A 21,367-nucleotide genomic window follows, 5' to 3' on the forward strand; every position below is an offset into this window, starting at 1 on the left:
TCTCGAATCAGGGTGCAGTTTACCGGTTCAGAGTGCCCGCGTGGGGACTTGTACCCCAGACCGCGAAAACGGGATCGGCATGATCCAGACGTCCGGCGTAGGGATCGTCCGCCGGACGCGGCAGGCCACGCAGGCTGAACGTGGCCAGGTCCACGAACCCCGCCTCCAGAAACCGGTCCAGCACCAGTCCCATGCGCTCGAAGTCGAACAGCCGTTCCCAGACCGCGATCGCCCTGGTGGGGAAGCAGCGGTCCGAGAAGGTCACCACGAACACTCCACCCGGGCGGAGCACCTCCCGCACCGAGGCAAAGACCGCGCCGGGCCGGGTCAGATATTCGACCGAAGCGGTACAGACCACCACGTCCAGGCTGTCCGCCGGGAATGGCAGACGGGGACAGGCATTCAGGTCCTGCACCAGGGCCTGGCTCAGCGCCGGGTTGGCGGCCAGCTCTTCCCGGTTCATGCCCAGACCGATGACGGCCTCCGGTTGGGCAACCCGGTCCAGATGCGATGCCCAGCTCGCCATGAGATCGAGGACCCGTGCCCCCGGCGGCACCAGCGCGGCGTACAGTGCCGCGACCCCGGCGCGCGCGGTGGCATCCAGATGGTGGACCATGCGGGGTCGGGCGTAGAACGTCGCATCATCCTCCGGGCCCTCCCGCTCGCAGGCACCGCCACTCCAGAAATCCGTCGGAACCCCGCGCCAGCGCGCCTGCATCCCCGGCCCGCGTTCGGTCAGCCGCCCGGTCACGTCGACCGCGCCCCCCTCGCGGCCCTCGGGATGTACGGCCAGCACCCGACCGGTCAGACGCAGCTCGCGCCCCGCGAGGGGGTGATTCAGGTCCGCCAGCAGGCGGGCCTCTTCCAGGGCCCCCACGCGAAACAGCGCGCGATCGCCCTTCTCGATCCCGGCGTGCCCCGCGATGAACCCCCGTGGATAGAACCTTCCGGCCCGCGGCTCGACCACCCGGTGGCGCCGCAACCGCCGGTTGAAGGCCGCCGGCGACAGCTCCACCACCCTTGCGGGATCGGCCGCGGGTACCAGGGACGCCGCCGACCACTCGCAGGCCTCGCCCGGCGAACTTCCGATCAAGCCGGAACCATTGCCGGCGGGCCAGACATCCCGCTCGGGATCCAGGCGCGGGAGGCACAGGCATTCGCGATGGCGGGCCTCGTCGCTGTTCCAGTCCAGCGTCCAGCCAATATCGGCCGTCCCTCCCGCCGGCAATGGCCCGGCAGCCGGGATCTCGACAATGTTCGACTCGGGTACAAACGGATCCAGCATGCCGTTCTCCTTTCGTTCCCCTGCGTTATCATGCGGCGAACCGCCCGTACGCGGCCACCCGGAGGGAGCCATGACCGAGCCTTCACCCGTCCTGCTCGTCGCCGTGATTGCCGGCGATCTGGAGGAACGCGCCGTGCATATCGCCGCCGAGGAGGGCGCGCCGAAACCGTCGCTGCACGAGGGCTTCGGCATCGGCTTTCCGGAGCACATGCGTTTTTTCGGCGTGACCTACCAGGGACTCGAATCGGTGTGCATCTGGAAGACCGATCCAGCACGCGGTGAACGCATCGCGCGGCGGCTGAACCTGGAACTCGACCTGCTGCAGCCCTATAACGGCCTGGCCTTTACCCTGGAGGCCTCCGACGACACCGAGGCCCTGCTGGACATGGCCAGCGCCCGCCCGCAGGCCCCGGGCTCGCCCGGACACGCGCCGCCCCCGCCGGCCGCCGGACTGCCGCTGTCGCTGCTGGCGGTGATGTTCCCCGACGCCGATCGCGATGCGGCGGTGGAGATCGTGCGCCGGGGCGGCGGCGCCGGACTCACCCTGCTGGATGCGCGCAACGCCACCACCGACCACCATCCGCGCATCCTCAGCCTGCACTACGAGGGCGCCCGCACCCTGCTGCTGGCGATCCTGGAGACCGGTCACGGCGAACGCCTGCGCACCACGCTGGACACCGAACTGGGACTCGCCGCGCACGGACGCGGCCTCGGGCTGGTGCTGCCACTGCGCGGAGTGGCCGGGCTCAAACCGGAGCAGATCGAGCGGCTGCTGGAAGACGGCGACCGCTGACCCCCTGCGACCGCCCCGCCAAAGCCGGTACACTGCGCGGCATGGCACAGCTTACCTTTCAGGGCGCCACCGGCGAGGTCACCGGTTCGCGCTATCGCATCGACACCGACCACGCCCGTTACCTGCTCGAATGCGGCATGCAGCAGGGCGGCAGCGACGCCGACGAGCACAATCGCGCCTCGCTGGCCGAGGTGGCGGCGAACACCGACGCCGTGATCCTCTCGCACGGCCATCTGGACCACTCGGGCCTGCTGCCGAAACTGGTGCGCGACGGCTACCGCGGCCCGATCTTCTGCACGCCGGGGACGCTGGAACTGCTGGACATCATGCTGCGCGACTCGGCCTTCGTGATGGCGAAGGACATCGAATGGGAGAACAAGTGGCGCGCGCGCAACGACCGCGAGCTGCTGGAGCCGCTGTACGACGAACAGGACGTGGAGACAACGCTCGAACTGTGCGAGCCGGTCTCCTACGGCCAGCCCCGGCACCTGGAAGACGGGTCGCGCCTGACCTTCCACGACGCCGGGCACATCCTGGGTGCCGCCATCGTCGAACTGGTGGTGCCGTCCGGCGGCCGCGAGCGGCGGCTGCTCTTCTCCGGCGACCTCGGCAACCCCGAGTCGGTGCTGATGAACGAGCCCGCACGCCCGGAGCAGGCCGACCACGTACTGCTGGAAAGCACCTACGGCGACCGTGACCACCGCCCGCTGGAAGAAACCATCGAGGAATTCGCGCAGATCCTGCAGGAGGCCTGGGACGATGGCGGCAACGTGCTGATCCCGGCCTTCGCCGTGGGCCGCACGCAGGAAATCCTCTACCACCTCGGCATGCTGCACCACGCCGGACGGGTGCCGCAGCAGAAGATCTTTCTCGACAGCCCGATGGGAATCCGCGTCACCGAACTGTACGCGCGCTGCCGCCAGTCCCTGAACTCGGAAGACCTGGAGCGGCTGCATCAGGCGGCCAACGGGAATCCGCGGGAATACCTCCCGCCGCTGGAGTTCACCCGCACGGTGGAAGAATCCATGGCCATCAACCGCATCTCCGGCGGCGCGATCATCATCGCCGGCGCCGGGATGTGCAACGGCGGCCGTATCCGCCACCACCTCAAATACAACCTCGAACGACGCAGCACGCATCTCGTGATCGCCGGTTTCCAGGCCGCCGGGACCCTCGGCCGCCAGCTGGTGGACGGCGCCCGCTCAGTGAAGATCCACGGCGACGACATCGCGGTGAAGGGCCATGTGCATACCCTGGGCGGGCTCTCCGCGCACGCCGGCCAGTCCCGGCTCGTCGACTGGGCCGCCGGCTTCCGCGACCGACCGGTCTTCCATCTGGTGCACGGCGAACCGGCCGCGCGCGAGGCCCTGGCGCAGGCAATGCGCGAACGCGACCTGGACGCCCGCATCCCGGACTATGGCGACACCATCGAGCTGTAGCCGCCACCCGATCCCGGGCCCGGAAAAGGGCTCGGGATCGGGCCCCGGGGTACAACCATGACCGGGGCTCCCGACACCGGCGCCCTGGCGCTGATCGCCGGCTTCCTCGGCGGTCTGGGCCTGTTCCTGCTGGGCATGCACCTGCTCACCGACGGTCTGCGCACCGCCGGGGGCAAGGCCCTGCGCCGGATCCTCGGCAGCTGGACCCGCAGCCGCAGCCGGGCACTCGCCACCGGCGTGGGCGTGACCGCGCTGGTGCAGTCCTCCAGCGCCGTCACCCTGGCGATCATCGGCTTCGCCAACGCGGGCCTGCTGACCCTCGGCCAGTCGGTCTGGGTCATCTTCGGCTCCAATGTGGGCACCACCGTGACCGGCTGGCTGGTGTCCATCCTCGGGCTGGAGATCCGCATTGAGGCCTTTGCCCTCCCGGCCATCGGGCTCGGGGCGCTCGTATTCATCATCATGCGCGGACCCAGACTGCGCTACCTCGGCCTCGCGCTGGCCGGATTCGGCCTGTTGTTCCTGGGCATCGACGTGCTGCGGGCGACCTTCGTCGACCTCGGCGACACCGTGGACCTGGGGGCACTGGCCCGCCCCGGCTTCCTCGGCCTGGTAATCATGGTCGCCATAGGCATGCTGCTGACGCTGGCCATGCAGAGTTCGTCGGCGGCCATGGCCATGGCCCTGACCGCCGCCATGAGCGGCGCGATCCCGCTGGAGGCGGCCGCCGCCGCGGTCATCGGCTCCAACCTCGGGACCACGGTCAAGGCGGTGCTGGTGGTGATCGGCGCAACCGCCAACGCCAAGCGCGTGGCCGCCGCCCATGTCATCTTCAACGGCCTGACGGCTGTCGTCGCCCTGTTGATGCTTCCCTGGTTCCTGGCCGGCATCGAATGGATCTGGGGCGGACCGGAGGCCGCTCCCGCTCCGGCCATGCTGCTGGCCCTGTTCCATACCGCGTTCAACGTCCTGGGCGTGATCCTGATGATCCCGCTGGCCGGCCCGATGATCCGGCGGCTGCAGCGCCACTTCGGCGGCGCGGATCTGGACGAGGCCCGGCCCCGCTACCTGGACGACAGCAGTGCAGGCGTACCGGAGCTGGCCCTGCAATCGCTCGTCATGGAAGTCGACCGGGCCGGAGATCTGGCCTACCGCATGGCGCGCGACGCGCTCGGCGAGACCCCGCCGGCCGAATCGGGGCTGCGCCAGCGACTCGATGTTGTCGAGCGGCTGGTGGAGGCCATCGGCGAGTTCGCCAACCGCGCCGGGCGGGTGTCGATGGCGGACGCCACGGCCGAAGGGATCGCCGAGGCGGTGCGTGTCGCCCGCTACCATCAGGACATCGCCGCACGCGCCGCCGAGATCGCCGAACTTCGCCGCAGCGCCAGCGACGACACCACTGCGGAGATGACCGCGCGGCGCCGCGCCTGGCAGGGCCGCGTGATCCGCGCCCTGGACTGGGCGCGCCTGGAGGGCGACGAGGAGACGGCCGGGACACCCGCGGAGGAGGTATCCCGCGCGGTGGAGGACGTTGAAGCCGCCTATCAGGAACTCAAGGCGGCGCTGCTGCGCGAGGGCACCTTCGGCGCACTGTCGATGGCGGAGATGGACCGCCAGCTGCGCATCATCAGCCTCGCCCGCCGCCTGGCCGGCCAGGCGGCCCGGGCGCACGAGCGCGGGACCGCCCTGCACGCCCTCGCCGGCAACGGGCCGGGCTGAGGCGTGCCGGCGCAATGTACGCGCCCGCGGCCGGGGCGATACACTGGGGCATGGACGCCGCAACCCTTGATCAGGCCCTGGAACAGGGCCGCGCCCGCGAGCAACAGTTCGCGAGACTGACCTCCCACCGCCTGCTGGAGAGCGTGGATGGCTTTCCGCGCGGCAGCGTGGTACTGCCCGACGGGCGCGTCCTGCCGGGCTACCCGTCCATCGCCCGCATCCAGTCGCTGGCCGCCGGCCTGCCGCGCCAGTTTGACGGCCCGTTCCGGGCCGAGGAGAAGATCGACGGCTTCAACGTACGCATCCTGCGCGAAGGCGACGCGATCTACGCCTTCTCGCGCGGCGGCTTCGTGTGCCCCTTCGCCACCGACCGGGTGCCGGATTTCGTGGACCCGCAGGTGTTCGAGGAGGACCCGGAGCTGATCCTGTGCGCCGAGATCGCCGGGCCCGACACCCCGTACATGGAGGGCACCAGTGCCCAGGTGGAGGACGACATCGGGCTGTTCGTATTCGACATGATGCGCCGCGATCACGCGGGCTTTCTGCCGCATGCCGACAAGCAGCGCCGGATCGAGCGCCACGGCCTGCCGCAGCCGGCGCAGCACGGTGTCTTCCACCCCGACGAGCTCGAGGCTCTGCGCCATCGGATCCTGGAACTGGACGCGCGCGGGGTGGAGGGGCTGGTGCTCAAGGCCGAGGACAACGGCACGCGCGCCAAGTACGTGACCGGCCGTTCCTGCATCAACGATATCCGTGTCTGCAGCGGGCAGCTACTCGACCTGCCCGCGGAGTATTTCACCCACCGCCTGATGCGGCTTGCGGTCTTCCTGACCGAGCACGGACACACCGGCGACCCGGAGATCGAGCGCGCCCTCGGGCGCGCTTTCCTCGAAGGCATGGACGACGCGGTCGCCTCCAGCGAGCAGACCGGCCATGTCGGCCAGCACTACCGCTGCCGCTTCCGCGAGCGCGCCAACGCCCTGCGGTTCATCGAGCACATGCGCACCACTGGCGGACGCCATGTACGCGTCGACCCCGCCAGCCCGCAGCCCGAGACGGGCGAGCACGCCGGCTACTGGCGCGTGGATCTGGAGCGTCGTTTCGACCGCATGACCGGCACCCTGGCCTCGGCCCTGCGCGGCGACTCGCAGTTCGACTGAATCAGTCGCGGGTGTAGGTGGCTACCAGCCGGTTCATGCCGATCACGTGCGGTTCGGCACGCTCCAGGAACTGTTCCAGGGTCAGCCCCGGCGGAGCCTGGAGATCGGCATCCAGCGCCAGCACCCAGAAGAAGTAGTGGTGCACGCCGTGCCCGCCGGGCGGCATGGGGCCGCCGTAACCGCTGCGGTCGAAATCGGTGTGCCCGGCGGTCCCCAGCGAGGTGCCGGCCTCCAGGTTGGTGACGTCGGGTGGCAGGTTGTACAGCACCCAGTGCACGAAACCGTAGGCGCCGGGCTTGACCAGCGGGGCATCGGGATCGTGACAGATGATCGCGAACCCGCGGGTGCCCTCGGGGGCCCCGCTCCAGGCCAGCGGCGGGGACACATCCTCGCCCTCGCCGGTGTAACGCGCCGGGATCTTCCCGCGCGACTCGAATTCCGGGCTGATGAGCTGCATGTCGGACAGGGCAAAACCCATAAGGACCTCCTGGAACGTTCGTGTGGCCTGTAGCCATTTCACCGTAGCGACCCTGCCGGCCGGATGCCAGGGGGTGGCTCGGGCGAAACCTGTGCCTATTTGCAGCACCGGACGGGCTGTTTGATCATGCCGGCGTGATGATCCGCTGGCTGCGCAATCCGTTCCGTCGCAGGAATCCGCTGGACACCGCCGCGCGCGCGGTGGACCGGGGGCGCGCCGGCGTGGAAACCGTGCTGGGCCTGCCGCACCGCCTGACGGTGCCGCTGCTGCAGCGCCATTTCGGCGATGCTGCGGTGCCCTCCAGCGAGGGCGTTCGCGAACACGGCCGCGACGGTTCCTGGACGCTTCCCGCGCCCGCCCCGGAGTTCTCCGTGCGGCTGGATGCCGACTCCGAGGGACGCCTGGTCCACGGCCGCATCACCGGTTCCGGCCCTTACGCCGGACTGGTGGTCTTCAGCGACTGGAGCCCGGACCACCCGGCCGCGGTCTGGCAGATCCGCGTCGAGGAACCGGCCGGCGAACAGGCCACCGCCCTGCACGACCATCTGCTTGACCCCGAACGGAACTGAGGAACCGCGCCGTGCCACAACCACCCAGGACCGTCTCGCTCGTGCTCGGCAGCGGCGGCGCTCGCGGTCTCGCCGAGATCGGGGTCATCCGCTGGCTGGAAGACCATGCAAACTACGAGATCCGGACGATTGCCGGCTCCTCCATGGGGGCGGTGGTCGGCGGCATCTATGCCGCCGGACAGCTGGACACCTACGAGGAATGGGTGTGCACCCTGCGGCGCCAGGACGTCTGGCGACTGCTGGATTTCTCGTTCTCCGGGGCCGGTCTGTTCCGCGGCGAACGCCTGGTCGAGAAGCTCCGCGAGATGCTGGGCGATACCGACATCCGCAATCTGCCCATCCGCTTTACCGCGGTGGCCACGGACATCGAACGCGAGCGCGAGGTGTGGCTCAACGAGGGGGCGCTGTTCGACGCCATTCGCGCGTCCATCGCCATCCCCACGGTATTCACCCCGGTGCGCCTGAACGGGCGGCTGCTGGTGGACGGCGGCCTGCTCAACCCGGTCCCCATCGCTCCGACCCTGTACGACGACAGCGACGTCACCATCGCGGTCAGTCTCAACGGACGGGTGGACGAGCGTCTGGGTCCGAAACGCAGTTCGCCCGGAGACCATCAGGGGGATTCCGCCGCCACTCGCCTGCGCGACGGCCTGCGCAGCGCGCGCGACGTGCTGCCCGACCGCATCGGCTCCTGGCTGCAGGACTGGCAGGGGCGTCTGGGCCTGGACGAGGCGGACCCGCAGCTGAGCCGGGAACAGGAGGCACGGGCGCTGGGAATGATCGACATGGTCTCGCATTCCATCGAGGCCATGCAGGGCAGCATCGCGCGTTTCCGCGTGGCCGCCTACAACCCCGAGCACCTGATCGAGGTGCCCGTGAATGCCTGCGGGGTATTCGACTTCCACCGCGCGCGGGAGATGATCGACCTGGGTTACGAGCTGGCCGAGCGGCGTTTCGCGCTGGAGCGCTGACGCCGGCCGGCCTCAGGTGCGCGGCAGCGTGACCCCGCGCTGGCCCTGGTACTTGCCCCCGCGGTCCCGATACGAGGTCTCGCACTCCTCGTCCGACTGCAGGAACAGCATCTGCGCCACCCCTTCGTTGGCATACACCTTGGCCGGCAGCGGCGTGGTGTTGGAGAACTCCAGGGTCACGTGGCCTTCCCACTCGGGTTCCAGCGGTGTCACGTTGACGATGATGCCGCAGCGGGCATAGGTCGACTTGCCCAGGCAGATGGTCAGCACGTCGCGCGGGATGCGGAAGTACTCGACCGTATGCGCCAGCGCGAACGAGTTGGGAGGGATGATGCAGACGTCGGCATGCACATCCACAAAACTCCCCTCGTCGAAGCCCTTGGGGTCGACGATGGAAGAATTGATGTTGGTGAAGATCTTGAAGTGATCGGAACAGCGCACGTCGTAGCCGTAGCTGGACGTACCGTAGGAGACGATGCGCTCGTCGTCGCGGTAGCGGATCTGGCCGGGCTCGAAGGGTTCGATCATCCCTTCGGCCTCGGCCATGCGGCGGATCCAGCGGTCGGACTTGATGGTCATCCCTGATCGCCCGCGGTCATCAGTTGTTCTGGATGACGATGTTGGGGAACTTGGAGCTGTAGTCGCGTGCCTGCTCCGCCAGCTTGGCGCCGGTGCGCCGCGCGATCTCGCGATAGATCTCGGTGATGCGCCCGTCGGGGTCGGCGACCACGGTCGGCTCGCCCCCGTCGGCCTGCTCGCGGATGTGGATGTCCAGCGGCAGCGCGCCCAGCATGTCCACGCCGTACTCCTCGGACATGTTCTCCGCGCCGCCCTCGCCGAAGATGTGCTCCTCGTGACCGCACTTCGAGCAGATATGGATGCTCATGTTCTCGATGATGCCCAGCACCGGCACCTCGACCTTTTCGAACATGCGCAGGCCCTTGCGCGCATCCAGCAGGGCGATGTCCTGCGGGGTGGTCACGATCACCGAACCCGAAACCGGGATCTTCTGCGACAGGGTCAGCTGCACGTCGCCGGTGCCCGGCGGCAGGTCGATGATCAGGTAGTCCAGATCCTGCCAGTTGGTCTCGTTGAGCAGCTGTTCCAGCGCCTGGGTCACCATCGGACCGCGCCAGATCATGGGCGTGTCCTCGTCGATCAGGAAGCCGATGGACATCGCCTGCACCCCGTGGCGCTCCAGCGGTTCCATGTGCTTGCCGTCCTTGGACTCGGGCTTGTCCTTGATCCCCAGCATGCGCGGCTGTGAGGGGCCGTAGATGTCGGCGTCGAGGATGCCGACCCGCGCGCCCTCGGCGGCCATGCCCAGCGCGAGGTTGACGGCGGTGGTGGACTTGCCCACCCCGCCCTTGCCCGAGGCCACGGCGATGATGTTCTTGATCCCGGACATCGGCTTGAGGCTCTTCTGCACCGCATGGGTCAGGACCTTGCAGCCGACGTTCACCTCGACCGCCGCGCTCCCGGCGACGCCGCGCACCGCCTGCTCCACCGCGGCGCGCAGCTCCTCGTGATAGCCCGAGGCGGCGTAGCCGAGCTCGATATCCACCACGACCCGCGAGCCGTCGATGCGGATGTCCTTCACCTGGTTGGCGGACACCAGGTCGGTTTCGAGGTACTTGTCCTGCACCTGCTTCAGGGCGGATTCGATCTGCTCGCGCGAGAGTTCAGCCATGGTTGCCCGGTTTCCGTTGATTGGGAGTGTGATCGCGCGATTCTACTGCCCGCAGACCGGGACGCCAATGACTGCACGCCACGGCCGACTTTCGGCATCCCCGGATCCGGGCCGAGAGGAGGCCTGTCAAGGCCCCAGCCCGACAGATTGTCCGATTTGTGCACATCCGCGGCGATCGGCCACCCCGGCGGGACAGGATAGCGAAAACAGCCGGAAAGACACTCGACAAAACTTTTTCAAGTCCCTGTTTATGCATCGTTTTTAAAAAGTTGGTCGTTTTTTGACCAATCTGAGGCAAAGCCCCGTCTGACAAGGCTTGCGGACAAATGCCACGGGTTTTCCCACAGAGTTATCCACAGGTTCTGTGGACAGTCACGGGGCTTGACACCCGTCACCCGATAGCTCCGGCAATGTGACCCGGCCGGCAGAACCCGCCCGCCGTGCATGCCGCGCCGTGCATCCCCCGGCCAAAGCCCTTAATGTAGAACCTCGCGCGGCGCGCATCCGAATGCGACGTCGGCAGCCAGCGGCACGGAAACGGACAAACAATGCTCAAGCAAGTCGCCATCGGCGGTGCGGTCCTGGTGCTTGCCGGACTGGGTTACCACCAGTACGAAATCGGTCAGATCGAGGGCAGCCTCGACGATCTCGCGGCCGAGCTGCGCCCCCTGGGCGAGCTGGACTATTCCCGGGTGCGCATCGGCGTGAACGGCCACCTGCATGTGGAAGGGCTCCGTTTCGATCCGCACGCCCTCCCCGGGAGGCTGCAGGCCGAGCGGATCAGCCTGGAGAGCGAAAGCATCCCGGAGCTCCTGCGCCTGCGCCGGACCCTGGCGCGTGACCGTCTGCCGCGGGCCCTGGGCGTCTCGGTGCACCAGCTCCGGATCCCCGCGACATGGTCGCGCGCGAACGCGGACGCCCCCCTGGCCCGTTTTTTCACGCGCCTGGATACCGCCGGCTGCGCCGCCCTTGCCGACAGCGACCACACCCGCGTTCTCGACCGTCTGGGCCTGGATCGTCCGCCGGTCGACCTTGCGCTGTCCTACCGTATCGAGGGCAGCGGCGAGCGGATGGAGCTGCGCAGCGAACACCACGCCGGCGGGCTCGGTATCTTCCACACCCGGATGGAACTGGAACCCCGGGCGGGCACGCGCAATCTGGACCGCCTGGCCCCCGCGCTGCTGGAGGCACCGATGCGCGAGCTGACCTTCGAATACCGCGATGCGGGCTATTATGCCTCCCTCCAGGACTTGTGTATCCGCGAAAGCGGCATGGCGGCAGAACCCTGGCGCGAGCACCACATGGGCGAATGGCTGCAGGTATGGGCCGATGCCGGACTGCAGCCGGGGCCGATCCTGACGCATGGCTACCGCGAATTCATCGCGAACCCCGAGTCCGTCGAGATCCGGGTGGGGCGCGTGCGCGAGCCGCTGCGGGAGACACGGGGCATGGATTCTCCGGTGCAACTACTGGATCAGCTCGACCTGCGCCTTACGGTCAACGGCGAGCGCATCGGCCCCGTGGACCTGCACACGGGGAACTTTGTCGGCCTGCCCGAGGAGGACGAACCCGCCCCCGAACAGGATCCGACGGCCGCGGAGACGGCAACCCTCCCCGCACCCGATTCCGGGACTGAAACCGCGCTCGCACCGGGCGCCCCGACGGGCGGAACCCTCGCCTGGGAAGCCCTGCCGGGGCATGTCGACCGATACGCCATCGTGATTACCGAACGCGGGCACCGTCGCCCGGGCCGACTGCTGGAGGCGGGCGACGATCACCTGCGCCTGCGCCAGCGACTGCATGGCGGGTTCATCGTGATTCGGCTGCAGCGTGACGAAATCCGCGAGGTCCGTGCCGCCCGCTGACACACTGTATCCTGCGCGGTTTTGCACAGACCGGCACGCCCCGGGCAGAGTCGGCAGCCGGGCACGCATCACGGCCGGGGACGACACGCGGAAACATTGCAAGTTTCTGTTTCGAAGGGATTTTATTCAGGGTGGTTAATATTTGCCCAATCTGATGCAAGCCACGCACTGACAAGGGTTTGGCTCGCCTGCCACGGTTTTTCCCACAGAGTTGTCCACAGGTTCTGTGGACAACGGCCGGCTTGACCGGCACCGGGAAATGGATTAAGCCGGCCTCCTCGTCCGTTCCGGCGGCTCGACATCCCGCCGGCCACACCGGACAATATCCGTTTCCGGATCACCCGCCGGCTGCACCGTCCGTGGCCGGACACCCGCGACCCGACACCACAGATCCCGAGGCCCATGACCGACACGCCGCGCAAGATCCTCGTCACCAGTGCCCTGCCCTATGCCAACGGGCCGATCCACCTGGGCCATCTCGTGGAGTACATCCAGACCGACATCTGGGTCCGTTTCCAGCGCGCCCGCGGCCACGAGGTGGTGTACGTCTGCGCGGACGATGCCCATGGCACGCCCATCATGCTCAAGGCGCGCGCCGAGGGCATCGAACCCGAGACCCTGATCGAGCGCGTCCGCGAGGAGCACGAGGCGGATTTCGCCGAGTTCCACATCGGCTTCGACCACTACCATTCCACGCATTCGGCAGAGAACCGCGAACTGGCCGGCGAGATCTACCGCGCCCTGCGCGACGCCGGCCACATCGCCACCCGCACCATCGATCAGGCCTATGACCCCGAGGCCGGGATGTTCCTGCCGGACCGCTTCGTGAAGGGCCGCTGCCCGAAGTGCGGGGCCGAGGATCAGTACGGCGATTCCTGCGAGGCCTGCGGCGCGACCTACAGCCCGATGGAGCTGCAGGAACCGGTGTCGGCCATCAGTGGCGTCGCGCCCGAGTCGCGCGAGTCCGAACACTACTTCTTCCGCCTGGCCGACTTCGAGGCCTTCCTGCGCGACTGGACGGGGTCCGGACGCCTGCAGGACGCGATCCGCAACAAGCTGGAAGAATGGTTCGAGGCCGGCCTGAGCGACTGGGACATCTCCCGCGACGAGCCCTACTTCGGCTTCGAGATCCCCGAGGCGCCGGGCAAGTACTTCTACGTGTGGCTGGATGCGCCCATCGGCTACATGGCGAGCTTTCGCGCCTGGGCGCGCGAACACGGCGAGGACTTCGGCGCCTGGTGGCGGCCGGATTCCAATGCCGAGCTGTACCACTTCATCGGCAAGGACATCGCCTACTTCCACACCCTGTTCTGGCCGGCCATGCTGCACGGCGCGGGCTACCGCACGCCCTCGGCGGTGTTCTGCCACGGCTTTCTCACCGTCAACGGGGCCAAGATGTCGAAGTCGCGCGGGACCTTCATCCGCGCCCGCGACTACCTCGACCATCTGAACCCCGAGGCCCTGCGCTACTACCTCGCCGCCAAGCTGGGTGACGGGGTCGACGACCTCGACCTCAATCTCGACGACTTCATCCAGCGGGTAAACTCCGACCTGGTCGGCAAGGTGGTCAACATCGCCAGCCGCTGCGCGGGCTTCATCACCAAGCGCTTCGACGGCCAGCTGGCCGCCGAACTGCCGCACCCCGGCCTGCACCAGGCGTTCGTCGACGAGGGCGAGGCGATCGCCGCGGCCTACGAGAACCGCGAATTCGCCCAGGCCATGCGCCGCATCATGGCGCTGGCCGACCAGGCCAACCAGTACATCGACGAGGCCCGGCCCTGGGTGCTGGCGAAGGAACCCGGACGCGAGGCCGAGGTGCAGGCCATCAACACCCAGGGGCTGGATCTGTTCCGCATCCTGATCGTCTACCTCGCACCGGTGCTGCCGAAGCTGGCGGACGAAGCGGCGGCCTTCCTGCGCGAGGACGACCTCTCCTGGGCCGGGCGCACCCGGGCCTTCACCGGCCGTTCGATCGACCGCTTCAAGCCCTTGATGACCCGCATCGAAGGGAGCACGGTGGAGAGCCTGCTGGAGGCCTCGAAGGCGTCGCTGGGCGGTGGCGAGGCCGCGGCAAACGAGGCGGCAAACGGGGCGGCGACCGGAGCCGCGGAACCGGACCCGGCGGTGGAGCCGATCGCCGACACCATCGACTTCGACACCTTCGCGCAGGTCGACCTGCGGGTCGCCCGCATCGAGGTCGCGGAACACGTGGAGGGCGCGGACAAGCTGCTGCGCCTGGAACTGAACATTGGCAGCGAACGCCGCCAGGTCTTCGCCGGCATCAAGTCAGCCTATGCCCCCGAAGACCTGGTCGGCCGCCACACCGTGATGGTCGCCAACCTCGCCCCGCGCAAGATGCGCTTCGGCGTCTCCGAGGGGATGGTGCTGGCCGCCGGACCGGGAGGCGACGAGCTGTGGATCCTGAGCCCCGACGACGGGGCCCGGCCCGGCATGCGGGTCAAGTGATCCGCATGCCGGTGATGCGGGTCATGGATTTGCAGCCGGTGCTCGCGTAAGCTGCCCGCCTTTTGCCAACAAGGGACGCATGGAAAACAGTCTCGAATTCAAGGCCCAGGTGAGCCTGCTCGCCGATGCCGGTGCCCGTCTCGCGGCACGCGGCTGGCTGCCGGCCCGCGCCGGGCACTTTTCCGCGCGCCTGGACGACCGCCATATCGTGGTCTCCGCTCCCGGGCGTCAGAAGGACATGCTCGACGAGAACGACTTCATCATCGTCGATCTCGAAGGCAATCTGCTGTCCCCGGCGGAGCGCACGCCGTCGCCGGAGACCTTCCTGCACATCATCATGTACCGCCGCGACAAGGACCTGGGCGCGGTCCTGCATACCCATTCGGCCAATGCCACGGTGCTCTCGCGCCAGCTGCCGGGCGGGCTGCATCTGAGCGACTACGAGGTCCTGCGTGAACTGCCGGTGGTGCAGTACCCCGCCGAAGGCATCGACGTACCGGTGTTCGCCAACGACCCGAACGTGCAGCAGCTGGCCGCGCAGGTCGATGACCGCATGAGCCGGCAGCCGGATCTGGCCGGCTATCTGATTGCCGGGCACGGCCTGTACACCTGGAGCCACACCGTGGAAACCGCGATCCAGCGGGTCGAGGCCTTCGAGTTCATGTTCGAGTGCGAGATCCTCGCGCGCCAGCTGCACCCATGACCCCGACGCCCCGGGCAATCGTGCTCGCCTTCGAGGGCGTCCTGGCCCCGGCGGACGTCCTGGCCGAGACCCTGGAGCCACGCGCCCGCGAGGAACTGGGCCCGTTCCTGGAACAGCGCGCCGATGACCCGCTGGTGAAACGCACCCTCGCCGACCTGCGGGCCTATGCCGGGCGCGAGCTGGACGACGCCGAGCTGCGCGTACGCATCGACAGCTGGATGCGCGCAGGGCAGGACATCAGCCCGCTGCGCCAGCTGCAGGGCCTGATCTGGACCGAGGTGCTGGAACAGGGCGGCCTGCGGCCCGAACTGGACGCGGATACGGTGGCGGCGCTGACGCGACTGGCACGGGCCGACATCGCGCTGTACAGCTTTGGCGCCACGCCGGTCACCACCCAGCGCGAGTGGCTGCGGCGTGGCCCGGACCGCAACTTCGAGGCCCGCCTGGCGGGCTACTTCGATACCCGCCTGGGCGGACGCCGCGACGCCGGCAGCTTCGGGCGCCTGGTCGCCGAGAACGGGCTGCAGGCGGACCAGGTTCTGGTGCTGTCGCCGGACCGCCGGCAGCTGGATGCCGCGCGCCAGGGCTGGCTCCGGACCGCCCGCCCGGCGCCGGAGCCCGACGCCGGGCGGGCGGATCCGGACGGGGAGCCGCACCCTGCCCTGAGCCTGAACGCCCTGGCCGAACGCTGGGGAACCGCCGCCTGACCACCCGGCCATGACCGTGGCCGGGGCAGGGTTGAGGTGCCATCCACGGGGGTCGATACTATGTTGTTGACCCTGTTACTCGGAAATTGCGGGCAGGAGCCGACTTGGAATACGTCCTGATCCTCATCAGCACGATCCTGGTGAACAACTTTGTCCTGGTGAAATTCCTGGGGCTGTGTCCGTTCATGGGGGTCTCGCGCAAGGTCGAGACGGCCACCGGCATGGGCCTGGCCACGACCTTCGTGCTGACGCTGTCGGCAGTAGCCTCCTACGTCATCAACGAATTCGTCCTCGCCCCGCTGGACCTCGAATATCTGCGCACCATCGCGTTCATCCTGGTGATCGCGGCCGTGGTCCAGTTCACCGAGCTGGTGGTGCGCAAGACCTCGCCGCTGCTGTACAACGTGCTGGGGATCTTCCTGCCGCTGATCACCACCAACTGCGCGGTGCTGGGCGTGGCCCTGCTGAACGTGCAGGAGGCGCACAACTTCGTCGAATCGGCGTTGTACGGCTTCGGCGCCGCGGTCGGCTTCTCGCTGGTGCTGATCCTGTTCTCGGCGATTCGCGAACGCATCGCGGTGGCCGACGTGCCGGTGGCGTTTCGCGGCAGCGCGATCGCGATGATCACCGCGGGCCTGATGTCGCTGGGCTTCATGGGCTTCTCCGGGCTGGTAACCACCTGACATGGACATCCTGATCGCCATACTCGCCATCACCGCGCTGGCCGCCCTGTTCGGCCTGGTGCTCGGCTATGCCGCGCAGCGCTTCCGCGTGGAGAGCAACCCGGTGGTGGACCAGATCGACGCGCTGCTGCCGCAGACCCAGTGCGGACAGTGCTCCTACCCCGGCTGCCGGCCCTACGCCGAGGCCATCGCCGCCGGCGAGGCCGACATCAACCGCTGCCCGCCCGGCGGGCAGGCCACGGTGGAGGCGCTGGCCGATCTGCTCGACCGCGACCCCAAGGCACTGGAGGAGGAAGAACAGGAAAAGAGCGTCGCGGTGATCGACGAGAACCTGTGCATCGGCTGTACCCTGTGCATCCAGGCCTGCCCGGTGGATGCGATCGTCGGCGCAGCCAAACAGATGCACACCGTCATCGAGGAAGAATGCACCGGCTGCGAGCTGTGCATCGAACCCTGCCCCGTGGACTGCATCTACATGGTGCCGGTGGAGACCGACATCAGCGAATGGGGCTGGTCGGAACCCGAACCCTCGCCCATCGAACGGCCGCGCGACGCACCGCGGGCCTCCGCCTGATACCGCAACCATGCAGCTGCACCGTTTTCATGGCGGCCTGAAACTGGCCGACAACACGGAAGCAAGCACTGCCGAGCCGGTGCTGACCATGGGCGTGCCCGAACGCCTGACGGTCCCGCTGGGCCAGCACATCGGCGATCCCACCGAGCCCTGCGTGCAGGTCGGCGACCGCGTGACCAAGGGCCAGCGCATCGGTCAGGCCGCCGGCTACATCGCGGCGCACGTGCACGCCCCCACCTCGGGCGTGGTGGAGGACATCGGCGAGTACCCGGTCCCGCACCCCTCGGGCCTGTCCGCCCCCTGCGTGGTGATCCGCGCGGATGGCCGCGACGAATGGGGCGACACCCGCATGGAGCCATGGCTGGACTGGGACACCCGCGACAGCCGGCGCCTGCGCGAGCGCATCCGCGAGGCGGGCGTGGTGGGCCTGGGCGGGGCGGCGTTCCCCACCGCGGTCAAGCTCAACCCGCGCGCCGGCCAGAACATCCACACCCTGATCGTCAACGGCGCCGAGTGCGAGCCCTGGATCAGCGCCGACGACATGCTGATGCGCACGGCCCCCGAGGCGGTCTTCGAAGGCATCCGGATCGTCGCCCACCTGCTGGGCGTGGAGCGCATCCTGTTTGCGGTGGAAGACAGCATGCCGGAGGCCATGCGCGCCCTGACCGAGAACACGCCGGCGGAACTGGCCGACCGCCTCGAGCTGGTCTCCATCCCCGCCATCTACCCCACCGGCGGCGAGCGCCAGCTGATCCAGGTCCTGACCGGCCGCGAGGTCCCCAGCGGCGGGCTGCCCGCCGATCTGGGCATGGTCTGCCACAACCCCGGGACCTTCCGCGCGATCTGCGACGCGGTGATCCAGGGCCGGCCGCTGGTCTCGCGCCTGGTCACCGTCACCGGGCCCGGGGTGCACAGGCCGCGCAACGTCAACGCCCTGATCGGCACGCCGTTCGCCGACCTGGTCGCGGCCACCGGCGGCTACGACGCCGAGGTCGACCGCCTGGTGATGGGCGGGCCGATGATGGGCTTCGCCGTGCACGACGACGCCCTGCCGGTGATCAAGGGCACCAACTGCCTGCTGGCCACACGCCCGCAGGATACCCCCTCCCCGGGCCCGCGCATGCCCTGCATCCGCTGCGGCGAATGCGCGGCGGTGTGCCCCGCCCGACTGCTGCCGCAGCAGCTGTACTGGCAGGCGAAGGCCAAGGACTTCGACGCCATCCAGGACTACGGCCTGTTCGACTGCATCGAATGCGGCTGCTGCGCGCATGTCTGCCCCAGCAACATCCCGCTGGTGCAGTACTACCGCTACGCCAAGCACGAGATCTGGACCCGCGAGAAGGAACGCCAGAAGTCGGACGTGGCGCGCGAGCGCTACGAGTTCCGTCAGGCCCGGCTGGAACGCGAGGAACGCGAAAAGGCCGAGAAGCTGGCGAAGAAGAAGGCCGCGGTGAAGAACAAGGAAGGCCAGGACGACGACAAGCAGGCGGCCATCCAGGCGGCGCTGGAACGCTCGCGCGCACGCAAGGCGGCGCGCAAGGGCCAGGCGGACGCCACCGATTCTTCCGCCGGCTCCACCGGGGAGGCTCCCGAGGCCGACTCCCCCACCCCCGGCGACACCGGCACGGGAACCGAACCCGCGGAGACCGGCGAGCCCGGCCGCTCCGAAGACACGGGTCAGGCGGATACCACGAACGCCACGGATGACAGTCAGGAGCACGGACGCTGATGCGCTTTCGCACCGAATCCTCGCCACACATCATCCCGCGCCACTCGGTGGGCGGGGTGATGCAGCAGGTCCTGCTGGCCCTGGTCCCCGGCACCCTGGCGATGACCTGGTTCTTCGGCTGGGGCGTGCTGATCAACGTGGCCCTGGCGGTGGGCTTCGCGGTGGCGCTGGAGGCGGCGATGGTCGCCCTGCGCCGGCGCCCGGTGGGGCCAACCCTGGCCGACAACTCGGCCATCGTGACCGGCTGGCTGTTCGCCCTGGCCATCCCGCCGCTGGCGCCGTTCTGGGTCACCCTGATCGGCATCGCGTTCGCCATCGTGGTCGCCAAGCACCTGTATGGCGGACTGGGCTACAACCCGTTCAACCCGGCGATGGTCGGCTATGTGGTGGTGCTGGTCTCGTTCCCGCGCGAGATGGCGCTGTGGCCGGCCCCGGAGACCCTGCCGCAGATGCCGCTGGGGCTCTGGCAGAGCCTGCAGACGGTGCTCACCGGCAGCCTGCCGGCCGGCATGGAATGGGATGCCATCACGCGCGCCACACCGCTGGACGCCCTGCGCGAGGGACTGGTGTCCGGGCGCACGGTCTCCGAAGTGACCGCCAGCCCGGTATTCGGCAGCTTCACCGAGACCGGCTGGGAATGGATCGGCAATTTCTTCCTGCTGGGCGGGCTGTACCTGCTGTTCCGCCGCGTGATCCGCTGGGAGATTCCGCTGGCGGTGATCCTCGGCGTGGCCATCCCCGCCGGGTTCTTCTGGATCCTGGATCCCGATGCCCACGCCTCGCCGGCGTTCCACGTGTTCAGCGGCGCGGTGATCCTGGGTGCGTTCTTCATCGCCACCGATCCGGTCTCGGCGGCCACCACGAAACTGGGACGCATCCTCTACGGCGCCGGCATCGGCCTGCTGATCTACGTGATCCGCACCTGGGGTGGCTACCCCGACGCGGTGGCCTTTGCGGTGCTGCTGATGAACATGGTCGCACCCACCCTGGACCACTTTACCCGGCCACGCGTCTACGGCCATTCGCGCGGAGGCGGGCCACCGCCGGGGGCCGGGCCGTGACCGGGCTCAAGCCGCGCGACATCGCGATCACCACCGCGCTGCTGGCCGCCTTCGCCGGGGCCGGTACCGGTCTGGTCGCGCTGGTGCAGAGCGGGACCGAGGCGCGCATCGAGGCCAACCGGATGGAGGTCAACCGCCAGCGCATCGCGGATCTGCTGGGCGAGCTGGACTACGTCAACGAGCCGGTGACCGACACCACGACCCTCAGCCACGACGACCTCGGCGGCACGAACCTGCCGGCCTGGTTCGCGCGCGACGCCGACGATAACGTGATCGGCGTGGTGGTATCGGCGATTGCGCCGGATGGCTACAGCGGCGATATCCACCTGCTGGTGGGCATCGACCGCGAGGGCGAACTGCTGGGCGTGCGGGTCTCGGAACACCGCGAGACGCCCGGACTGGGGGACGCCATCGAGGCCGGACGCTCCGACTGGATCCACGCGTTCGAGGGCCGCCGCCTGGGCGATCCACCACGCGACGAATGGACCGTGCGCCGCGACGGCGGCGCCTTCGACCAGTTCACCGGCGCCACCATCACCCCGCGCGCGGTGGTGCATGCGGTGCGCCGGTCACTGGAGTACTTTGAAGCCCATCGCGAGGAACTGCTGGCGACCGAACCCGGCGAGGGAGCGGCCGTGACCGAACCGCTCACGCCCGACGATGATCAGGAGACAACGCCATGAGCACGCCCGCCGACATCATCCGTGACGGTCTGTGGCACAACAATCCGGGCCTGGTGCAGCTGCTGGGGCTGTGCCCGCTGCTGGCGATCTCCGGCACGGTGGTCAACGCCGTGGGGCTGGGCATCGCCACCACCCTGACCCTGCTGCTCTCCAACGTGATCGTGTCGCTGATCCGCGAGCACGTGCGCTCGGAGATCCGCATCCCGGTCTACGTGCTGATCATCGCCTCCATCGTGACCGCGATCGAACTGGCGATGAATGCCTGGTTCCACGGCCTGTTCCTGATCCTCGGGATCTTCATCCCGCTGATCGTGACCAATTGCGCGATCATCGGCCGCGCCGAGGCCTTCGCCTCGCGCAACTCGGTCCCGCGCGCCGCGCTCGACGGGCTGATGATGGGGCTGGGCTTCACCGGGGTCCTGATCGCCCTGGGCGGCCTGCGCGAGCTGCTGGGTCAGGGCACGCTGTTCGCCGACTTCCACCTGCTGCTGGGCGAATGGGGGCATGCCCTGAGGATCGAGTTCTTCCCGGAGGAACACGGCTTCCTGCTGGCGCTGCTGCCGCCCGGTGCGTTCCTCGCCATGGGCCTGCTGATCGCGGTCAAGAACTGGATCGATGCGGCCATGGAGAGCGGCCCCGAACCCGCCGAAGACGCCGCGGCGGAGCCCGGGCCTTCCGCCGGCTAGGGCCGGGTCGGCTGCGCCGGGTCGGCTCCTGCGCCGGATCGGCCAGAGGCTGGCCTCCTACGGACGGAACCCTGCCCCCCGGTGGGAGGCCGGCCCTCCGGCCGAT

The 21,367-nt window shown here is 68.8% G+C and carries 20 protein-coding genes; 16 read left to right on the forward strand and 4 right to left on the reverse strand.

Translation table 11 applies throughout. The features are described from left to right. Window positions 1–19: 19 nt before the first annotated feature. Window positions 20–1,285: a methyltransferase domain-containing protein gene (locus D577_RS0103560; protein ID WP_018946202.1), complete on the reverse strand. Its 1,266-nt coding sequence runs from the start codon at window positions 1,283–1,285 to the stop codon at window positions 20–22. Window positions 1,286–1,355: 70 nt separating this feature from the next. Between D577_RS0103560 and D577_RS0103565 the strand changes: the two genes are divergently transcribed. Genes D577_RS0103565 through D577_RS0103580 form a run of 4 tightly spaced genes read left to right on the forward strand, consistent with a single transcriptional unit; the run spans window position 1,356 to window position 6,396 of the window. After that, the gene (locus D577_RS0103565) at window positions 1,356–2,078 is read left to right on the forward strand and encodes a hypothetical protein (protein ID WP_018946203.1); all 723 of its coding nucleotides are present in this window, start codon (window positions 1,356–1,358) and stop codon (window positions 2,076–2,078) included. Between the two features lie 41 nt (window positions 2,079–2,119). After that, on the forward strand, window positions 2,120–3,517 hold the full coding sequence (locus D577_RS0103570) for an MBL fold metallo-hydrolase RNA specificity domain-containing protein (RefSeq protein ID WP_018946204.1): 1,398 nt from the start codon (window positions 2,120–2,122) through the stop codon (window positions 3,515–3,517). Between the two features lie 57 nt (window positions 3,518–3,574). Beyond that, the gene (locus D577_RS0103575; protein ID WP_018946205.1) at window positions 3,575–5,236 is read left to right on the forward strand and encodes a Na/Pi cotransporter family protein; all 1,662 of its coding nucleotides are present in this window, start codon (window positions 3,575–3,577) and stop codon (window positions 5,234–5,236) included. Window positions 5,237–5,286: 50 nt separating this feature from the next. After that, window positions 5,287–6,396 carry an RNA ligase gene (locus D577_RS0103580; protein ID WP_018946206.1) on the forward strand — a complete coding sequence of 370 codons (1,110 nt, stop codon included), beginning with the start codon at window positions 5,287–5,289 and terminating at the stop codon, window positions 6,394–6,396. Window position 6,397: 1 nt separating this feature from the next. On the opposite strand, the gene D577_RS0103585 is transcribed toward D577_RS0103580, so the two are convergent. Next, on the reverse strand, window positions 6,398–6,874 hold the full coding sequence (locus tag D577_RS0103585; protein ID WP_018946207.1) for a YbhB/YbcL family Raf kinase inhibitor-like protein: 477 nt from the start codon (window positions 6,872–6,874) through the stop codon (window positions 6,398–6,400). Window positions 6,875–7,011: 137 nt separating this feature from the next. Here D577_RS0103585 and D577_RS0103590 point away from each other — a divergent pair, with 137 nt between their 5' ends. Together D577_RS0103590 and D577_RS0103595 are read left to right on the forward strand one after the other, a co-directional pair. Continuing rightward, a complete protein-coding gene (locus D577_RS0103590; RefSeq protein WP_018946208.1) occupies window positions 7,012–7,443 on the forward strand; it encodes a hypothetical protein in 432 nt (143 codons plus the stop codon). 11 nt (window positions 7,444–7,454) lie between these two features. Next, window positions 7,455–8,414, forward strand: a complete 960-nt coding sequence (locus D577_RS0103595; protein ID WP_026288891.1) for a patatin-like phospholipase family protein — start codon at window positions 7,455–7,457, stop codon at window positions 8,412–8,414. Window positions 8,415–8,426: 12 nt separating this feature from the next. Here the strand turns inward: D577_RS0103595 and dcd are convergent, their stop codons facing one another. Both dcd and apbC read right to left on the reverse strand, forming a co-directional pair. Further along, window positions 8,427–8,993: a dCTP deaminase gene (gene dcd / locus D577_RS0103600; protein WP_018946210.1), complete on the reverse strand. Its 567-nt coding sequence runs from the start codon at window positions 8,991–8,993 to the stop codon at window positions 8,427–8,429. Between the two features lie 19 nt (window positions 8,994–9,012). Beyond that, window positions 9,013–10,104, reverse strand: a complete 1,092-nt coding sequence (gene apbC / locus D577_RS0103605; protein ID WP_018946211.1) for an iron-sulfur cluster carrier protein ApbC — start codon at window positions 10,102–10,104, stop codon at window positions 9,013–9,015. A gap of 548 nt (window positions 10,105–10,652) precedes the next feature. Here apbC and D577_RS0103610 point away from each other — a divergent pair. The 10 genes from D577_RS0103610 to D577_RS0103655 all read left to right on the forward strand — a co-directional run bounded on the left by D577_RS0103610 (window position 10,653) and on the right by D577_RS0103655 (window position 21,261). After that, window positions 10,653–11,969 carry a hypothetical protein gene (locus tag D577_RS0103610; protein WP_018946212.1) on the forward strand — a complete coding sequence of 439 codons (1,317 nt, stop codon included), beginning with the start codon at window positions 10,653–10,655 and terminating at the stop codon, window positions 11,967–11,969. A gap of 402 nt (window positions 11,970–12,371) precedes the next feature. Further along, window positions 12,372–14,435, forward strand: coding sequence for a methionine--tRNA ligase (gene metG / locus D577_RS0103615; protein ID WP_018946213.1), 2,064 nt, complete (start codon window positions 12,372–12,374; stop codon window positions 14,433–14,435). Between the two features lie 79 nt (window positions 14,436–14,514). After that, window positions 14,515–15,138 carry a methylthioribulose 1-phosphate dehydratase gene (mtnB, locus tag D577_RS0103620; protein WP_018946214.1) on the forward strand — a complete coding sequence of 208 codons (624 nt, stop codon included), beginning with the start codon at window positions 14,515–14,517 and terminating at the stop codon, window positions 15,136–15,138. Further along, a complete protein-coding gene (locus D577_RS0103625) occupies window positions 15,135–15,845 on the forward strand; it encodes a hypothetical protein (protein WP_018946215.1) in 711 nt (236 codons plus the stop codon). The genes mtnB and D577_RS0103625 overlap by 4 nt, the downstream gene beginning before the upstream one ends. 104 nt (window positions 15,846–15,949) lie before the next feature. Then, window positions 15,950–16,528 (forward strand): electron transport complex subunit RsxA, encoded by a 579-nt coding sequence (gene rsxA / locus D577_RS0103630; RefSeq protein WP_018871175.1) that lies wholly within the window; start codon window positions 15,950–15,952, stop codon window positions 16,526–16,528. 1 nt (window position 16,529) lies between these two features. Next, window positions 16,530–17,102, forward strand: a complete 573-nt coding sequence (gene rsxB / locus D577_RS0103635) for an electron transport complex subunit RsxB (protein ID WP_018946216.1) — start codon at window positions 16,530–16,532, stop codon at window positions 17,100–17,102. Window positions 17,103–17,112: 10 nt separating this feature from the next. Further along, the gene (gene rsxC / locus D577_RS0103640; RefSeq protein WP_018946217.1) at window positions 17,113–18,831 is read left to right on the forward strand and encodes an electron transport complex subunit RsxC; all 1,719 of its coding nucleotides are present in this window, start codon (window positions 17,113–17,115) and stop codon (window positions 18,829–18,831) included. After that, window positions 18,831–19,892: an electron transport complex subunit RsxD gene (gene rsxD, locus D577_RS0103645; protein WP_018946218.1), complete on the forward strand. Its 1,062-nt coding sequence runs from the start codon at window positions 18,831–18,833 to the stop codon at window positions 19,890–19,892. The genes rsxC and rsxD overlap by 1 nt, the downstream gene beginning before the upstream one ends. Further along, window positions 19,889–20,575 carry an electron transport complex subunit RsxG gene (gene rsxG, locus D577_RS0103650; protein ID WP_018946219.1) on the forward strand — a complete coding sequence of 229 codons (687 nt, stop codon included), beginning with the start codon at window positions 19,889–19,891 and terminating at the stop codon, window positions 20,573–20,575. The genes rsxD and rsxG overlap by 4 nt, the downstream gene beginning before the upstream one ends. Further along, window positions 20,572–21,261 carry an electron transport complex subunit E gene (locus D577_RS0103655; protein WP_018946220.1) on the forward strand — a complete coding sequence of 230 codons (690 nt, stop codon included), beginning with the start codon at window positions 20,572–20,574 and terminating at the stop codon, window positions 21,259–21,261. Before rsxG ends, D577_RS0103655 begins: the two co-directional genes overlap by 4 nt. Window positions 21,262–21,367 lie beyond the last annotated feature (106 nt).

This window comes from Thioalkalivibrio sp. AKL17, from assembly GCF_000377885.1.
In the GTDB taxonomy this organism is placed as follows: Bacteria; Pseudomonadota; Gammaproteobacteria; order Ectothiorhodospirales; family Ectothiorhodospiraceae; genus Thioalkalivibrio; species Thioalkalivibrio halophilus.